Source organism: Bifidobacterium sp. CP2, assembly GCF_018555635.1.
Classification (GTDB): domain Bacteria; phylum Actinomycetota; class Actinomycetes; order Actinomycetales; family Bifidobacteriaceae; genus Bifidobacterium; species Bifidobacterium saguinibicoloris.
In genome coordinates this window covers 1-16066 of sequence record NZ_JAFEJX010000014.1, presented here as the reverse complement: position 1 = coordinate 16066, position 16066 = coordinate 1, and the positions used below count along the sequence as shown (strand labels likewise).

The 16066-nt window shown below is 66.7% G+C and carries 14 protein-coding genes; 7 read left to right on the top strand and 7 right to left on the bottom strand.

Annotated features, from left to right (window positions below; all coding sequences use genetic code 11):
* Together JS531_RS09640 and JS531_RS09635 are read left to right on the top strand one after the other, a co-directional pair.
* On the top strand, positions 1-981 hold the full coding sequence (locus JS531_RS09640) for a ribokinase (RefSeq protein ID WP_214315553.1): 981 nt from the start codon (positions 1-3) through the stop codon (positions 979-981).
* 164 nt (positions 982-1145) lie between these two features.
* Entirely contained in the window at positions 1146-2369 is a 1224-nt protein-coding gene (locus JS531_RS09635; protein ID WP_214315515.1) for an MFS transporter, read from the top strand.
* A gap of 15 nt (positions 2370-2384) precedes the next feature.
* Here the strand turns inward: JS531_RS09635 and JS531_RS09630 are convergent, their stop codons facing one another.
* The gene (locus tag JS531_RS09630) at positions 2385-3809 is read right to left on the bottom strand and encodes a DUF4173 domain-containing protein (protein WP_214315513.1); all 1425 of its coding nucleotides are present in this window, start codon (positions 3807-3809) and stop codon (positions 2385-2387) included.
* A gap of 218 nt (positions 3810-4027) precedes the next feature.
* On the opposite strand from JS531_RS09630, the gene JS531_RS09625 reads away from it, so the two are divergent.
* The 3 genes from JS531_RS09625 to JS531_RS09615 all read left to right on the top strand — a co-directional run bounded on the left by JS531_RS09625 (position 4028) and on the right by JS531_RS09615 (position 10160).
* Positions 4028-4579, top strand: coding sequence for a DUF2975 domain-containing protein (locus JS531_RS09625; protein ID WP_214315511.1), 552 nt, complete (start codon positions 4028-4030; stop codon positions 4577-4579).
* Between the two features lies 1 nt (position 4580).
* On the top strand, positions 4581-4787 hold the full coding sequence (locus JS531_RS09620) for a helix-turn-helix transcriptional regulator (protein WP_214315509.1): 207 nt from the start codon (positions 4581-4583) through the stop codon (positions 4785-4787).
* Positions 4788-4871: 84 nt separating this feature from the next.
* Positions 4872-10160, top strand: coding sequence for a DEAD/DEAH box helicase (locus JS531_RS09615; RefSeq protein ID WP_214315508.1), 5289 nt, complete (start codon positions 4872-4874; stop codon positions 10158-10160).
* A gap of 192 nt (positions 10161-10352) precedes the next feature.
* Here the strand turns inward: JS531_RS09615 and JS531_RS09610 are convergent, their stop codons facing one another.
* From JS531_RS09610 to JS531_RS09585, 5 genes are all read right to left on the bottom strand, one after another.
* Positions 10353-10781 (bottom strand): hypothetical protein, encoded by a 429-nt coding sequence (locus JS531_RS09610; RefSeq protein ID WP_214315506.1) that lies wholly within the window; start codon positions 10779-10781, stop codon positions 10353-10355.
* Positions 10782-11205: 424 nt separating this feature from the next.
* Positions 11206-11907 (bottom strand): hypothetical protein, encoded by a 702-nt coding sequence (locus JS531_RS09600; RefSeq protein WP_214315502.1) that lies wholly within the window; start codon positions 11905-11907, stop codon positions 11206-11208.
* 25 nt (positions 11908-11932) lie between these two features.
* Positions 11933-13240: an ABC transporter ATP-binding protein gene (locus JS531_RS11160; protein ID WP_240542160.1), complete on the bottom strand. Its 1308-nt coding sequence runs from the start codon at positions 13238-13240 to the stop codon at positions 11933-11935.
* 195 nt (positions 13241-13435) lie between these two features.
* On the bottom strand, positions 13436-13750 hold the full coding sequence (locus tag JS531_RS09590; protein ID WP_214315500.1) for a transcriptional regulator: 315 nt from the start codon (positions 13748-13750) through the stop codon (positions 13436-13438).
* Positions 13737-14441 carry a hypothetical protein gene (locus tag JS531_RS09585; RefSeq protein WP_214315498.1) on the bottom strand — a complete coding sequence of 235 codons (705 nt, stop codon included), beginning with the start codon at positions 14439-14441 and terminating at the stop codon, positions 13737-13739. The genes JS531_RS09590 and JS531_RS09585 overlap by 14 nt, the downstream gene beginning before the upstream one ends.
* A gap of 158 nt (positions 14442-14599) precedes the next feature.
* Between JS531_RS09585 and JS531_RS09580 the strand changes: the two genes are divergently transcribed.
* Positions 14600-14806: a Fic family protein gene (locus JS531_RS09580; RefSeq protein WP_214315496.1), complete on the top strand. Its 207-nt coding sequence runs from the start codon at positions 14600-14602 to the stop codon at positions 14804-14806.
* Positions 14807-14945: 139 nt separating this feature from the next.
* On the opposite strand, the gene JS531_RS09575 is transcribed toward JS531_RS09580, so the two are convergent.
* Complete coding sequence (locus JS531_RS09575) at positions 14946-15764, bottom strand: hypothetical protein (RefSeq protein WP_214315494.1); 819 nt, start codon at positions 15762-15764, stop codon at positions 14946-14948.
* Between the two features lie 101 nt (positions 15765-15865).
* Here JS531_RS09575 and JS531_RS09570 point away from each other — a divergent pair.
* Positions 15866-16066 (top strand): hypothetical protein (locus tag JS531_RS09570; protein ID WP_214315492.1); only part of this gene is annotated, 201 nt, incomplete at its 3' end.

Below are 16066 nucleotides of genomic sequence, written 5' to 3'. Positions count from 1 at the left end.
ATGCCGCTGACCATCCGCGAACGGCTCATGGGCATGAGCCAATCCGAAGGATCCGTGGCCGTGGTCGGTTCGATGAACGCGGACTACACCGTCACCACGCGCAGACTCCCCGAACCGGGAGAGACCGTCAAGGGTGGTGCGCTGAAGATCCTGCCCGGCGGCAAGGGCGCGAACCAGGCCGCGGCCGCAGCCAGGCTCGGCGCCGACGTACACTTCTACGGGGCCGTCGGCGACGACGAGAACGCCGCCTTCCTGCTGAGCAAGCTCGACGACGCGGGCGTCGACACCAGCGAGATCCTCCACACCGAAGGCGCCAGCGGCACCACCGTCATCACCGTGGACGCCGAGGGGGAGAACACCATCGTCTACTCCACCGGCGCGAACGGCAAGGTGAGCGCCGGATACGTGCAATGCCACCGCGAGGCGCTCGGCGAGGCCAAGGTGCTCGGCCTGTGCCTGGAAAGCCCCGTGCCCACCGTGATCGCCGCCGCCCAGGCAGCGCACGAGCAGGGCGTGACCGTGCTGCTCAACGAGTCCCCGTTCATGGCGGAGCTGCCGCACGAGCTCATCGAGGCCACCGACATCCTCCTCGTCAACGAGCACGAGGCCGCCGACCTGCTCGAACTGCCGGACCTCGTCGAAGGCACCTGGTCCACGCATGATTGGGCCGACGTGGTCGCCCGGTTCACCGACTACGGCTTCACCCGGGGCATCGTCACCCTCGGCGAGGAGGGGTCCATCGTCATCGAGGACGGGCAATGGTTCCGCGTGGGCCAGGCCATCGTCGAGGCGGTCGACACCACCGGTTGCGGCGACTCGTTCATGGGCACCGTGCTCGCCGGTCTCGCCGCGGGGTATTCGCTGCTCCAATCCGCGCAGATCGGCTCCTATGTGGCCGCATACGCCGCCACCAAGCTCGGTGCGCAATCCTCGTTCGGCACCGCCGAGGAGATCGCCGACTACTTCACGCCCGCCGAGTAGACGCCTCCGGTTCCGGTCGGCCCTGGCCGTCCAATCCGTCCGGCCGGCCGATGCATGCGTGTCCGGGCCCGTCGTCTTCCCGATGCCGGTATCATGAACGGCTGCACCGCACCGTGCCGTACGTTCCCGCGGTCCGGCGATTCCCATGATTCCGAGGAGGCCCGATGACGAGTCTGCTGCTCGCCGTGATCTACCTGTCGTTCATCAGTCTGGGGCTGCCGGACGCGCTGCTCGGCGCCGCATGGCCCACCATGAGCCAGGATCTCGGTGCACCCCTGTCGTGGGCGGGCGGCATCTCGATGACGATTTCCGCGGCGACCATCTGCTCGGCGCTCATGAGCGACCGCATGACCCTGCGGTTCGGCGCCGGTCGCGTCACCGCGGCGTCCGTGGGGCTCACCGCCGCCGCTCTGCTCGGCTTCTCGTTCGCCCCGGACTATTGGACGTTGCTCGCGCTCGCCGTGCCGTACGGGCTCGGCGCCGGCGGCGTGGACGCCGCGCTCAACAACTACGTGGCCATCCACTATGAGAGCCGGCATATGAGCTGGCTGCACTGCATGTGGGGCGTGGGCGCCCTGACCGGCCCGTATGTGATGGGCTATGCGCTCTCCGGCGGACAGGGGTGGCCGTGGGGCTACCGGTACATCGCGTTCCTGCAGATCGCGCTCACCGTGGTCATCACGTTCAGCCTGCCGTTGTGGAAGTCCCGCACGGCGTCCGGTGCGTCCGCGTCCGGTGTGCCCGATACACCGGATTCATCCGACGCGTCGTCCTCCGCGTCCTCCGCGTCCTCCGCGCCGAAGCGTGAACCGTTGGGGCTCAAGGGCGTACTCGCCATCCGCGGCGCCCGCGAGATCCTGCTCATGTTCCTGTGCTACTGCGCCGTCGAATCCACGTGCATGCTGTGGGGCGCGAGCTACATGGTCCTGGGGCACGGCATCGGCAAGGCGGAGGCCGCCAGCTGGATCAGCCTGTTCTTCATCGGCATCACCGTGGGCCGCGGCCTGAGCGGCTTCCTCACGATGCGGCTCGCCGACCACGAGATGATCCGCCTCGGCCAGGCGCTCATCCTCGCCGGCATCGTCGTCATGCTGCTGCCGCTGCCGCATCATCTCGGCGTGTTCGCGGGTCTCACCGTGGTGGGGCTCGGCTGCGCGCCCATCTACCCGTGCATCATCCACTCCACGCCCGCCTATTTCGGCGAGGAGCGCTCGCAGGCCATCGTGGGCGTGCAGATGGCCGCCGCCTACGTCGGGTCGATGCTCATGCCGCCGCTGTTCGGTCTCATCGCCCAGTATCTGACCATCGGCCTGTTCCCGTTCTTCCTGCTCGCGTTCCTCGTCGTCATGGTCGTCATGCACGAGGCGCTGCGCCGCAAGCGCGGCTGAGACGCGGCGTCCGGCTCACGGGATGATCGTCGGCCCCATGCCGAACCCGTGCGCCGCGTCGAACGTGCCGATGACGTACGCCGGGTCGCTCCAGCCGAACGCCACGTACCAGACGAGGAACGCCACGAGGCAGGCGGCCGTCAACGGCAGACGGGGGAGGACCATCTTAACCAAGGCGAGCAGCAGCATCACGGCCAGCAGCCCGATGAACGCGCCCGCCGCATACCGCATCCACGTCAGCCCGTACGCGGCGATGTACAGCAGCAGCCGTCTGGCGGCGGAGGCGAGCATCACGCCGGTGGCGCCGACCAGCCCGACGAGCATGACGACGAGCGTGCGTGTCCGGCGCGCGTACGTGTGCGCCAGCCCGAACATCGTCAGGTTGATGGCGGCCACGGCGAGCAGCTGGAAGAATCCGGAGCGTGCGTATTCGGCGTAGGTGAGTCCGTCCGGCAGACCGGCGCCGGCGAACAGGAACGTGAACTGCACGCCGCAGAACACGGCGTACGCGGCGAGCGCCATGCCGAGCACGATGGCGGTCACCGCGCCGTCGAACCGCAGGCCGGCCCGCATCGCGTACGAGGCCTTCGCCTTGTCCGACGTGTCGTCCGCATGCGCCAGCAGGGAGAACAGGAACGGCAGCGGCAGCAGCGTCCATGCGGCGTGCGTGCACAGGGAGCGCACGTCGAAATCGCCGAAGAGACGCGTCAGTCCGTAGCGGAACACCATGTCCGCGCCGGAGAGCAGGGCGAGCAGGACGGCGAGCAGCGGCAGTCCGATGAGCATGGCGAGGCCCGCCTTGCGTGCGGCGCCTCCGATTCGCCGCGTGCCGTCCGGGCCGCAGCCGCGCAGGTTCCGCCCCAAGCCGTCCAGTAGCCGGAAGAGCCGGCCGATCCGCGTGAACGGCTTGACCACCCATCCCGCGAACCAGTTGACGACGACGCCGAGGGGACGGCGCACGTCGTACAGGCCGTTCGCGAGCTGCGCGTGGAGCATGAGCAGCGCGGGCATGACGAGGATGACGGTGATGAGTTCGAATTCGAGGTTGCCTTGGAAACGCGTTTCGGCGAGCATGCACCATGCGGCCAGAGCCACGACGGCGAGGGTCACCGTCCAGGTGAGCGGGCGAGTGAGCGCCGTGTGCGGGTGGAGGGCCGTCATGACGGCGAGGCAGACGAGCCAGAACACGGCGAGCGGCGTGAGATAGCCCCACTGGTACACCCATGCGGGCATGTCGGTCCACGTGGCGACGACGAGCCGGTCGAACAGGAACGTGACGGCGAACGCCGCGACGAGCAGGCGCAGGCCGCGCCCGTCCTGTGTCGACCGCGTCGGTCCGTCGTCGGTCCGTCGCGTCATGCCGTCCGATGGCGGAACGTCCGACGGCGGTGCCGTGTGTGCGTCCGACGGCGTGCGTGCGATGGTGGTCGGTTCGGTCATGTCGTGCTCCTTGGGTCCGATGCGTGGGAACGTGCGTCGCATGTGGGCGACGGTTCCGTATGGCTGCCGCCATCGTAACTATCGAAAAACGATATGAATCTATCGACATGCAATTCTTCACGGTGTTGACATATTGAAAAACGATAGGTTATTATCGTCTTGCAATACATTCGGGGTGGCGCCCGAGGGGGAGCCGCTCCAACCGGAAGGAGCACATCATGGCCGACACGTCGAACGAACGCTGGCCCGAATACCATCCCGCCGCCATCACGGCGCTCAAGGCGCTCATCGTCCTCTTCGAACTGGTCTGCCTGTGGGGACAGTACGCCGTGGTCGTCCTCTCCGGCGACATCGTCGCCACGTACCCGGAGCTCGCCCCCGCCCGATGGCCGTACGCCATCGCCGGCATACTCGGCATCCTGTGCTTCGAAGCCGCGCTGATCCCCCTGTGGCGGCTGCTCACGCTCGCCAGACGGCGCGACGTGTTCTCCGGCAGAGCCGTCACCTGGACCGACGCCATCATCGTCTGCGCCGCGGCCGAAGGTGTGCTCGTCCTCTTCGTGCTGCTCTACGGCTCGCTCGCGCACGCCGAATACTACGATCCGGCGCAGGGCGTCGCCGTGGACGTCGCGATGGGCGCCGCGGCCATGAGCGCGGCATGCGTCGTGGCGCTGCTGCTCATCGCCGCCTTCATCCTGCTCCTGCTCGTCATGCGGTCCCTGCTCAAGGCCGCCATCGCGCAACGCGACGAACTCGCGGAGGTGATCTGACATGGCCATCCGCGTCAACCTCGACGTCATGCTCGCCAAACGCAAGATGGGCGTCAATGAACTCGCCGACCGCGTCGGCATCACGCCCGCCAACGTGTCCGTCCTCAAGAACGGGCGCGCCAAGGCCGTACGCTTCACCACCCTCGACAACATCTGCCGCGTCCTTGACTGCCAGCCCGGCGACATCCTCGAATACGTCGACGACTGACCCGTGCGGCCGACCCGTACGGCCGACCCGTACGGCCGATCCGTGCGCCCGCGCTCGTCGCAGCGCGGCACTAGCATCGAACATATGTGCGAATGTCTGGAAGCGTTCTCGAAACCCACCCGGGAATGGTTCCGGCATGCGTTCGGCGCGCCCACCGAAGCGCAGCGCGAGGCATGGCCCGTCATCCGCTCCGGCGCGGACACGCTCGTCATCGCCCCCACCGGCTCCGGCAAGACCCTGTGCGCCTTCCTCTCCGCCATCGACCGTCTCATGACGGACGCGCCCACCACCCGCTCCCGCAAGACCAAGGGCGTGCGCGTCCTCTACATCTCGCCGCTCAAGGCTCTCGCCGTCGACGTCGCTAAGAACCTCGAAGCGCCGTTGGACGGCATCGCCGCCGCCTGCGCGGCCACAGGCGCGCCCGCGCCCGCCATCCGCATCGCCACGCGCAGCGGCGACACCACGCCCAAGGAGCGTCGCGCCATCGCCGCGCATCCGCCGGACATCCTCGTCACCACACCCGAATCCCTCTACCTCATCCTCACCTCCAAGGCGAGGACCATCCTCAGGACCGTGGACACCGTCATCGTCGACGAAGTCCATGCGCTCGCCGGCGGCAAACGCGGTGCCCACCTCGCATTGAGCCTCGAACGGCTCGACGACCTCATCACCGGAAGCGCCGCGAATCGGCGTCGCCACGGCGATGCGGCGACGGATGCGTCCGCCGGCCGGCCCGCCCAACGCATCGGCCTGTCCGCCACCGTGAACCCGCCCGCCGAGGCCGCGCGCTTCCTCGGCGGCACGCGACCCGTCACCATCGTCGACCCGGGATCCCGACCCGACATGGACTTGAAGGTCGTGGAACCGTTGGCCGACATGCGCGACCTGCGATCGGCGAACGTCGCGCACCGCGCCGGCGGCGTCGACGCGGAACGCGCGGCGGTGCCGCACATCTCCGGCGTCACGCCCGCCATGCGGCGTCTCGCCGAACGCAAGGGAATCGTCGACGGCGGTTCCGGTGGTTCCGGCGGAACCGACGGAACGGACCGGTGGAACGCCGATTCGTCCGCGGTCACCGGCGCCGCCGGCGACCGCACGTCCGGCTCGATATGGCCGGTGGTCGAGGCGAGCGTTCTCGACGAGATCCTCGCCCACCGCACCACGCTCGTGTTCGTCAACTCGCGTGGGTTGGCGGAAAAACTCACCGCGCGATTGAACGACCTGTACGCCGAACGCCGGGGGAGCGGCGTGACCGATTCGTCCGGCCCGTCCGGTGCGTCGGCCGCGTCCGGCGCATCCGGCGCATCCGATGGACTCGCGGGATTCGGCATTCCCGGCTCGTCCGGCATGTCTGCCGACAAAGGCTCGCCGGAGGGACGCGAGGGCTTCGCGCGGCACTACGATTCGGTCGTCGGCTCGACCACGATGCTCGTCGGCTCGCACGGCGCGGACGACGTCATCGCGATGGCCCACCACGGCTCGGTCTCCAAGGACCGGCGCAAGCAGATCGAGGAACGGTTGAAGCGCGGCGAACTCCGTTGCGTGGTCGCGACCAGCAGCCTCGAGCTCGGCATCGACATGGGCTCGGTCGACCTCGTCATCCAGATTGCGCCGCCCCTGTCCGTCGCCTCCGGCCTGCAGCGCGTGGGCCGCGCCGACCATCGCGTCGGCGGCGTCTCGCACGCACTGTTCTACCCGTTGACGCGTGAGCAGATCGTCGGCGTCGCCGCCTCCATCGAAAGCATGCGCGCCGGCGACATCGAACCGTTGGCCGTGCCGCGCAACCCGCTCGACATCCTCGCCCAGCAGACCGTGGCAGCCGCCGCGATGGACGACCTCAAACCCGACGACTGGTATGCGGCCGTGCGCCGCGCCGCACCGTTCGCCGACCTCGACCGAAGCATGTTCGACGCGGTCATGGGCATGATGACCGGCGCGTACGACACCGAGGAGTTCTCCGCGTTCCGCCCGCCCCTCATGTGGAACCATGAGGCCGACCTCATCGCCGCGCGTCCCGGCGCGCAACGCCTCGCCGTCACCTCCGGCGGCACGATCCCGGACCGCGGCCTCTACACGGTGGTCCTGCCCGAAGCGGATACAGGACGCGGCGGGCAGCGCCGCGTCGGCGAACTCGACGAGGAGATGGTCTACGAGTCGCGCGTCGGCGACGTCATCACCCTCGGTACCTCCACCTGGCAGATCCAGGAGATCACCCGCGACCGCGTCGTCGTCACCCCCGCCCCCGGCCGCACCGCGCGCCTGCCGTTCTGGCACGGCGAGGAGACGGGTCGCGACGTCGGCTTCGGCCGCGCCAAAGGACGGTTCCTGCGTGAGACGGCCGCCGGTCTCGTCCACGCGTCGTCGCAGCGGCCGGAAGACGAACCGACCTTCACGCCGCACATCCTGCATCGTCTCGAAACCGACGGCCTCGAGCGCAACGCCGTCGACAACCTCGCCCGGCTCCTCGCCGAACAGCAGGCCGCCACCGGCGTCGTCCCCTCCGACGAGACCATCGTCGTCGAACGCTGCCCCGACGAGGAGGGCGACTGGCGCGTCATCATCCACTCGCCGTACGGCCGCCGCGTCCACGAACCGTGGGCGATGGCCGTCACCGCACGGCTTACGCAACGCTACGGCTTCGACGGGCAGGCGTACGCGGCCGACGACGGCATCGTCATCCGCATCCCCGACGGCGTCGGCGAGATCCCCATCCGAGACCTGCTCCTGTTCGATCCGGACGACCTCACGCGCATCATCGAAACCCAAGTGGGGGAGAGCGTGCTGTACGCCGCCCGGTTCCGCGAATGCGCCGCACGCTCCCTGTTCCTGCCGCGCACCGAACCCGGCAGACGCGTGCCCCTCTGGCAGCAGCGCCTGCGCGCCGCCCAACTGCTCAACGCCGCCCGCATGCGCCGCAACTTCCCGCTCCTGCTCGAAACCGCGCGCGAATGTCTCCAGGACGTCTACGACCTCGACGCGCTGCGCTCGCTGATGACCAGATTGAACGGCGGCGCCGTCACTCTGAAAGAGACGACGACGGACACGCCGTCGCCGTTCGCCGAGAACCTGCTGTTCGGTTTCGTCGGCTCGGTCATGTACCAGTACGACGTGCCGCAGGCCGAACGCGGCGTGCGTCTGCTCTCGATGGATCCCGAAGTGCTGGAGAAGCTGCTCGGCACGACCGACATGGCCACCGTGCTCGACCCGGACGTCATCGCCGCGGTCGAAGGGGAGCTCGCCGAGCGCACGTTCTGGAACGAGCTCGCGCCCGACGATGTGACCGGTCGTGTGACCCGGTACGCGAAGACCCATGGACCGTTCACCGCGGAGCGGATGATCGGGGACCTGCGGCTCGATGCGGCCGACGCCGTGCACGCGCTCGACGAACTCGCGCAACGCGGCGAACTGCTGTCCGGGCATTTCGTCGACATGACGGGGCGTGACGTGGACGGCGGCGTCGGTGGGGACGACGTGCGCGGCGATACGCGCGATGATACGTATGGCGATGCGCGCGATGGGGAGGCCGCGACGCAATGGCTCCACAAGGACGTGTTCCGGCGCATCCGCGCACGGTCGCTCGCCAAGGCGCGCGAAGCGGTCAAACCGGTGGAACCGGCCGCCTACCAGTCGTTCCTGCTCGACCGGCAGGGCGTTGGTCCGGTCGGCGGCGAACGATACGAGAGTGCGGACGGGCTGATGCGCGTCATCGAACAATTGGAGGGCGTCGCCTTGCCCGCGGGCGTATGGGAGTCGTCGGTGTTCCCCGCACGCGTGGCCGGATACTCGCCCGCGATGCTCGACGAACTGCTCGCCGGCGGCGAGGTCGTGTGGGTCGGTTCCAAAACCGGCGACACCAAGGCGAACGAACCCGGGCTCGTCGCGTTCCATCCGGCGGATTCGATGCTGCTGGAGACCGGTTATGGCGATGATCCGGCGGAACGCGGCCCGTCATCCGGCATGACCATTCCCGAAGCCATCCTGGCCGTGCTCGCCTCGGGCGGCGCCTACCACGCCTCACAGCTCGCCACGATGACCCGCGAACGGTGGCAGACCGCGAACACAGGTCGGTCGGACGGCGTGTCCGGGTCGGACGGAACGGACGCCACGGCCGGAGCGGACGGAGTGGACGGAACGATGACGGACGAAACCGGGGCGGATGAGACCGTCGATCCGGAGACCGGCGAGATCATCACGATGCCGGCCGTATCCAGACGGCCGTCGCCCGTACGGGACATGCCGGACGGATGGACGCAATCGCAGCCATGGTCCGACAGCCAGTTCGAGGAGGCGCTCTGGTCTCTGGTCTGGCAGGGCAAGGTCACCAACAGTTCGTTCGTCCCCATGCGCGCGCTGGGCGCCGGAACCGGGAAACGCACGGTGCGTGCGCCCGCGCGCGCATCACGCCGACGCATCCGCATGACCGCGCCACGCACACCGATGACGATGGGCGGCCTGTGGTCGGCCGTCGGCGGAGACATGACGGATGCCGACGCGTGCGTCGACGCCGGCACTCCGGAACAGCAGGCGCTCGAACGGGTGGAGATCCTGCTCGACCGGTACGGCGTCATCGCTCAGCCGCTCATCGACAAGGAAAGCGTCCCCGGTGGCTTCTCGGGCCTGTATCCGCTGCTCAAACGCATGGAGGAGCACGGGCGGCTCGTGCGCGGCATGTTCGTGCGCGGCTTCGGCGCCGCCCAGTTCGCCGAGAAGGACGTCGTCGACATGCTGCGGCATATGGGACCGGAGCAGGACGAGGCGTCCGGGATGGGCCATGGCATGAACGAGACGGGGCATATGCGTTCGGCCGTGGCCCTCAGCGTGCTTGATCCCGCGAATCTCTATGGTTCCGCATTCGCATGGCCCGCCGTCCCGAAAGGCGCCGCCAAACCGGCAAGGCGCGAGGGCGGCATCGTGGTGCTCGCGGATGGCAGGCCGGTGTCCTATGCGACACCGAAGTCGAAGCATCTGACAGTGTTCGGCGCGGGCCGGTCCATGACGGGAAAGGATGTGACGGAAGAGGGCGCGACGGCGTCGTCGGAGTCGGCGGAACCGTCGGAGACGCCGCATCGGTCGGAACGGGGCGAACAGTCGAAACAGGCCGGACGGTCGAAACGGGTCGAACCATCGCAACAGACGGCATCGGACGGAACCCCGTCGGACGGGGCTGTATCGGGCGGGGCGACATCGGACGATGACGCCGCACGGCTGCGTCCCGCATTCGCGGAACTGGCCTACGTGCTGCGCAGGGGAGGCCCCGGTACGACCACCTTCGCCGACGTCAACGGCGAACCGCTGAACGCACGCAACCCCTACGCGCGCGTGCTCCACCAGGCCGGATTCACCCCGGTGCCGCAGGGCATGCGGCTGTACTGAAACGGGAATGCGCCATCGGGCATTGTCGGATCTGTTTCGCGGGTCACGTGCTGCCGGCGTCGGCGTTCGGGTCGGATGTCGATGGCGCCCGGTGTGAGCGGTACGTGGCCGGTGTCGGACGTCGGATCGCCGTCGGCTTCGGTGGACGCCGATGTCGGACGTCGGATGCCGTCGTCGGCGAAACCGTCTGGTTCAGACGATTGAGGGACGCGTGTCGAGCGTGCAGACGACGCCCGTCTCCTGACGCACCCACTCGATGGCCTGCAACGCGGCGATGTTCCACAGCGCGTGCGGGATGCCGCCCAGATCGGGCTGGTCGGCCCAGAACGTGAGGTCGTCGGCGAACACGGTGACGACCGTGTTCTCGTCGGCCGGCGTGATCATGCGGTGCAGTTTCCGGGCGAGCGTGGCGACGAACTCGTTCGCCGCCGCCAACGTGTCGACGATATGCTGGTCGGCGGTCACCGGCGGTCCCACGATCTCCCATGATTCGACGTCGGAGGCGTCCCACTGCGCCGACTCGCCGTCGACCTTCCGCTCGACGGTCACGAACAGCCGTGCGAACTCGCTCGACGTCAAACCCGTGACGCGCCGCCGCGTCTCCAACTCGATCGGTGTCATGACCTGGCCTTCCTGTTGCGGATGTCGCGAAGCTCTCCCGTGTGGAACTATCTCGTGCGGAACTATCCTGCGTGGAGCTCTCCCGTGCGGAACTATCCTGCGCGGAGCTCTCCCGTGCGGAACTATCCCGTGCGGATGCATGGGCATCACCTATGAATTCTCGCACATCCTATAGGTTCGGTCGTGGACAGCCTGTTCGTGGCCTGCGGAATACCACATTCTATAGAAACGGGCGTTGGAGACGGGTTTGTGGCTGCGGGAACGGCACATTCTATAGAATCGGGCGCTGGAAGTCCTGCTTCCGCTCCGTAATCGTCCGATTCTATAGGTTCGGACGCGGATGGTCTGTTCGTGGCCCGTGGAATGGTGCATTCTATAGAAACGGTTGTTGGAGACGAGTTTGTGGCTGCTGGACCGGCACATTCTATAGGATCGATCGCAGCGTGTTCGGATAGCGACGACGCACGGAGGCCGCGGTATGCAGCAACGCGATCATGCCGAATACAATCAACGTGATCAGCTGCCAGAGGGAGGAAAGCCTCAAACCAAGCACGATGAACACGGTCATCGGAATCGCCGCGACGAACGTCACCATCGAGAACGAACCCGCCGTGGTCGCATGCGTGGCGAGCAGCATCTGCACGGTGGCGAACGCGAGCACCGCGGGGCCGGCAATCGCGCCGATGGTCCCGAACACCACGGAGAGGACGGCGCCGGAATCGGCATGCACCAACCCCGCCCAGAGGAGATACACGAACAGCGAACCCGTCATGAACTCCGCGAGCAGCATCGGCAGCAGGCTCTTGCCCAGACAGTAACCAAGCATGGATCGACCCGACCCGCGGTAGTTCTCCAACGTGCCGTCCGCGAGCAACGTGGCACCCATGTCCATCGTGGTGGCGTTGGAGAACAACGTGTATGCCGACAGCAATGCGGCGACATAGCCATACCAAGGACCGAGCGACTCCAGCACCGGCAACGCCTCGAACGAATCGGCACCACGCGGGTCCGAGCCCGCGAGCACCGCCAGTACGACTGGGATGAACAGACAGGCCACGACGACCGCGGCCACACACAGGCGGCTCCTGCGCCACAGCAGCCAATCGCGATACAGCAATGCCTTCATGATGATACTCCTTACCGGTACGAAGTCAGATGGCGGCGGCGACGACGCCGAGGCCGAAATCGACGTGGTCACGCTCGCGGCCGAGCGTGGCGGCACGTTTGAAGGCGTCGACGTCGGGGAAATCAGCGAGCATGACGTCCTTGACCAGATGCCTGTCGTCGAGAATGACGACGCGGTTGACGACCTCCCAGCAGTAGTCGAGGTCGTGTGTGATGGTCAGGATCGTGCGGCCGTCCGCCTTGAGCTGACGCATCAGGTCGATGAGCAGTTGGCGGGTGATCGGGTCGACCGCGTTGGTCGGCTCGTCGAGCAGGATGAGCTTGGGGTCGAAGAGCATGCCCGCCACGATGCCCGCACGCTTGCGCAGTCCGGATGAGAGGTCCCTGACCTTCTTGTCGAGATGGTCCTGGAGTTCGAACGCCCTGACCATTGGCAGTGCGTCCAAGTGCTTCAGGTCGATCGGATGCGGGTCGTCATGCGTGGCGTACAGCATCGCGCGGAACCTCAGGTTCTCGCGTACCGTCATGTTCGCGGAGAGGTTGCCCGAATCGGTGAGCTGGAACACCTCGCGCATCGAATGGAACACGTCGGCGTTGATTGTGGCCGAACCGTGTTGCGGGCGCAGCAGACCCGTGATGACGCCGAACAGGGTGGTCTTGCCCACGCCGTTGTAGCCGAGGATGCCGAGCGACTGTCCGGCCGGCACGTCGAGGTCGATGTGTTCAAGGACCGGCTTGTTGCGCCGATAGCCGAACGTCATGTCCGTGACGCGGACCGCGGTCGGAGTGGGGGAGGCGTGCGTCGCGGAAGCGGGGGAGGAAGTCGGAGTGGGAGTGGGACCGAGCGTGGGTGCGGTCATGATCATCGCCTTTCCTTTGATGAGTATCGACCACAGGGCAATCGCCAACGCGGCGAGCGTAGGGATGAACGCCGTCACGATGCCTTGCGGACTCGCGATGAAGCCGTGCAGCATGGGCGCGGACAGGTACGAGATCGCCGTCACCGCCAGCGACAGCACGGTGATCGGGACGAGCGCGTAGGCGAGCTGCGCGGCGAAGTACTGGCGCAAGGGACGTCCGCACGCCCTGGCCGAGGGGATGACGCCGTTGGCGAGGTCGTCGTGAATCGCGTCCAGCGACACCGTGGGCGCCAGACACATGGCGAACGAGACCACGGCGAATCGGTATACGGTGACCGCCATCGGCGAATCCATGCCCGTGGTCGGTATGAGCATGACGAGCAATATCGACATGACGACGCCGAGGACGGCGACGGCCAGCATCGCGGTGTTATGCCGGATCTGCATGAGGTCCTTGTAGAGAATCGCTTTCATGATGCGCCTCGAGGAGTGATGAAGGGTGATGTGGAGACTTGGGTGGTGCGGGGACTTGGATGGTGCGGGGACTTGGATGGTGCGGGAATCCCGTTTTCGGGCAGGCTTGCGCCGGGGTGGTGATGTAGACGGTGATGCAGGTGATGCATCGGAGGCGGAGCAACGCGAAGAGAGAACGCGTGGATTCAGGCCGGCTTACCGCCCCGCCACAATCTGCCTGAGCGCGGCTACATGCGAGCGGAACGCCGCTTCGCCCTCGGGGGTGAGCCTGACCCATGTGACCTTGTACGCCTTGCTTGTGCCGCCGTCGGCCTTCTTGTCGAGCGTCACGTAGCCGTGCTCGGCGAGGGTCTTCAGGTGTTTGGAGCAGACGGCGTCGCTCACGCCGATGGTGTCGCGCAGCATGTCGAACCGGACGGTGCCGTACGTGTCGAGCAGGCCGCATATCCGCAACCGGACCGGCGCGTGGATCACTTCATTGAAGACGGGTTCCGGATCATCCGATGTCATGGGTCGCCTCCGTTCCGGGAGTGCCGTGCGTCCCTTGCGGTCCGCCCGGCCTGTCCGGTTTGCCCGGCGTATCCGACGCGTCCAGCGCCAGCGGGGTGGTGATGACCTGTGCGTACGCCTTGGTCTGCCGGCGGCTGATCCACGCCGAGACGAGTCCGCATATCGGCGCGAGTGCGACGACCGGCCACCACGGCGCGTAGAGGACGCCGATGAGGAGCATCGCCACGGGTGCGGCGAACACGAACGTCAGGTAGATGGTGAAGACCCGACGGTATCGTCCGTCCTTCAGTAGGCGCTTGTCGGGCCAGAACAGTCTGCCGTTCCATACGCTGATGCCGCTTCGCTTCTGGCCGTATGTCAGCAGGGTGGTGGACAGCGTGACGAGCAGCACCGCGCCGCCGACGTAGAGCCAGGATTCGGCTCGTGTGAACGCGGCGTGCCCGCCCAGCAGAGTCCAGCCCAGAAGCCAGTAGGCGACGGCGTTGATCGTCATGACGGCTCCCGTGAACGCCGCGCTCCATGTCGTCATCGTCGCGGTGACGGGTCGGTCGTTGACTGTTTTGCGGTCCGTGTCCAGCGCGCGCAGCGATTCGAGCGCGTCCAGTGCGTCCGTCCCGTACTCGTCGCGTCCGGTTCCGGGGCCGGTGTGCGCCAAGTCGGATGATACGGCGTCGCGTATGTCGTCTGTCATGATGATGCCTCTCTGGGAACGAAACCACTTTCCGTTGTGGAAAACAATATCACTTTCCGCAACGGAAACAAGTTTCGTTCCGTTGTGTCCGCATCACGACGACGAACGGGCGATGAACGTATCGTTCATCGGCCGTCGGTCCGCGAGGCGCGTCCCATGTGGCGCACCAACCGGAGCTGGTGACGGACTGCATGGCGGATCTCGTGGGTTTCACCAATCGCGATGATGTACCGGTGCTGATGCAGTGTGCCATCGCTCATGCGCAATTCGAAACCATCCACCCGGTTGCTGACGGCAATGGCCGTTGCGGTCGTGCCTTGGTTATTGAGCAAACCACAGGCCGAACGGTCGGTAAGGCGTCTTGAGGAGGCCGGGGTATTGACGCGTCGTGGGGGGATGCGCCGCAATGTCATTTGGGAGCATTGTGGGATTCTGAATGTGCTTGACGATTATGCGGCCGGTCTGCGGTGAAGGTAGCCATCGCGGCTCTGATGCGTATCGGAACTACAGCACGCGGTACTGCCCGTCGCGTTTGGTCATGATGAGGCCGGCGTTGCGTAGTTTGCGGTCAAGGGATTCGACGCCGCGGCGCACTAGGCCTTCCTGTGTGAAGTATGAGCCGCCGGCGGCGTGCTGGAGTTCGTCGAGCCCGACGAACCGGCCGCTCGCGCGCACCAGCGTCTCGAGGATGTCGTATTCGAGGCGGGAGAGTGGCATCGCGTTGCGCGTGCTTGCGAAATACGCCTTGCGGTTTTTGAGGTCCAGTGTGAGGTCTCCGCGGATGAGCATCGTGCCCATGCCAGCTCCGGACGATTCGCGCGCGAGCATCTCCACGTAGGAGAGCAGTTCGGTGTCGGAGAACGGCATGCGGAGCGTTGCGTCCGGTGTCGTTGTGGGGTTGGCGGCCGGATCCGCGTTGTCGGCTGTGCCGCCGGACAGGTTGCGGCGCAGCGACGTGGTGGCGAGCAGCAGCGTCCGTATCGACGGTTGTGCGGTCTTCATGGTTGCGATGACGGTCGGCGAATCGACGATGGCGATGTCGAGCGTCGCGGGTTGCGTTGCGTCCGTCGTTCCGGTTGTTCGGTTCGCTGTGCGGGGTGTCGTTCCGGCCGATACGGTGCCGTTCGCGCCGTTCGTGTCGTTCGCGGCTGCGACGGCATCGTCGGCAGGTCCGGCGAGCGTTGCCGTCAGTGCGGAGACGGCCGATTCCGGTGACGCCATGTTCTTCGGTTCGATGGCGTCGACCGTGTATCCGGCTTTGCCGAGCGTGTTTCGGATCGCCTGCGACAACGCCGCGTTGGCTACCGCGACCAGAATTCTCATAGGATTCGCCTCCCGCACACCAGTGTAGTAGCCGCGCGCCCGCCTCCTGTCTCAAGCGGTATGACGTCGGTGCATGTCGATTCGTCGTTGATGGACCTGCGATGTGGTTTGTTGGCGGGTTTCCGGTGTTGTTTTTTTGTGTTTTCGACACGCCGGTGGTTTGTTGTGTTTCCAAGGGTTTGTGGGGTGTTGTGGTGGGGTGGGGTTGCGTTGGTTGGGGTTTGCGTGTAAGTTGTTCTTTCGCTGCCGCCGAGCGGTTCCGGCCGGGGTTCTTCCGGTTCGGGGTTGGTTTTGGTGTGTGT

Excerpts from the sequence above, each read along its gene's own strand:
- JS531_RS09635 (WP_214315515.1), top strand. The coding sequence starts at position 1,146 with ATGACGAGTCTGCTGCTCGCCGTGATCTACCTGTCGTTCATCAGTCTG.
- JS531_RS09600 (WP_214315502.1), bottom strand. The coding sequence starts at position 11,907 with ATGAAGGCATTGCTGTATCGCGATTGGCTGCTGTGGCGCAGGAGCCGC.
- JS531_RS09585 (WP_214315498.1), bottom strand. The coding sequence starts at position 14,441 with ATGACAGACGACATACGCGACGCCGTATCATCCGACTTGGCGCACACC.
- JS531_RS09610 (WP_214315506.1), bottom strand. The coding sequence starts at position 10,781 with ATGACACCGATCGAGTTGGAGACGCGGCGGCGCGTCACGGGTTTGACG.
- JS531_RS09590 (WP_214315500.1), bottom strand. The coding sequence starts at position 13,750 with ATGACATCGGATGATCCGGAACCCGTCTTCAATGAAGTGATCCACGCG.
- JS531_RS11160 (WP_240542160.1), bottom strand. The coding sequence starts at position 13,240 with ATGAAAGCGATTCTCTACAAGGACCTCATGCAGATCCGGCATAACACC.
- JS531_RS09615 (WP_214315508.1), top strand. The coding sequence starts at position 4,872 with ATGTGCGAATGTCTGGAAGCGTTCTCGAAACCCACCCGGGAATGGTTC.
- JS531_RS09630 (WP_214315513.1), bottom strand. The coding sequence starts at position 3,809 with ATGACCGAACCGACCACCATCGCACGCACGCCGTCGGACGCACACACG.
- JS531_RS09575 (WP_214315494.1), bottom strand. The coding sequence starts at position 15,764 with ATGAGAATTCTGGTCGCGGTAGCCAACGCGGCGTTGTCGCAGGCGATC.
- JS531_RS09620 (WP_214315509.1), top strand. The coding sequence starts at position 4,581 with ATGGCCATCCGCGTCAACCTCGACGTCATGCTCGCCAAACGCAAGATG.
- JS531_RS09625 (WP_214315511.1), top strand. The coding sequence starts at position 4,028 with ATGGCCGACACGTCGAACGAACGCTGGCCCGAATACCATCCCGCCGCC.
- JS531_RS09640 (WP_214315553.1), top strand. The coding sequence starts at position 1 with ATGCCGCTGACCATCCGCGAACGGCTCATGGGCATGAGCCAATCCGAA.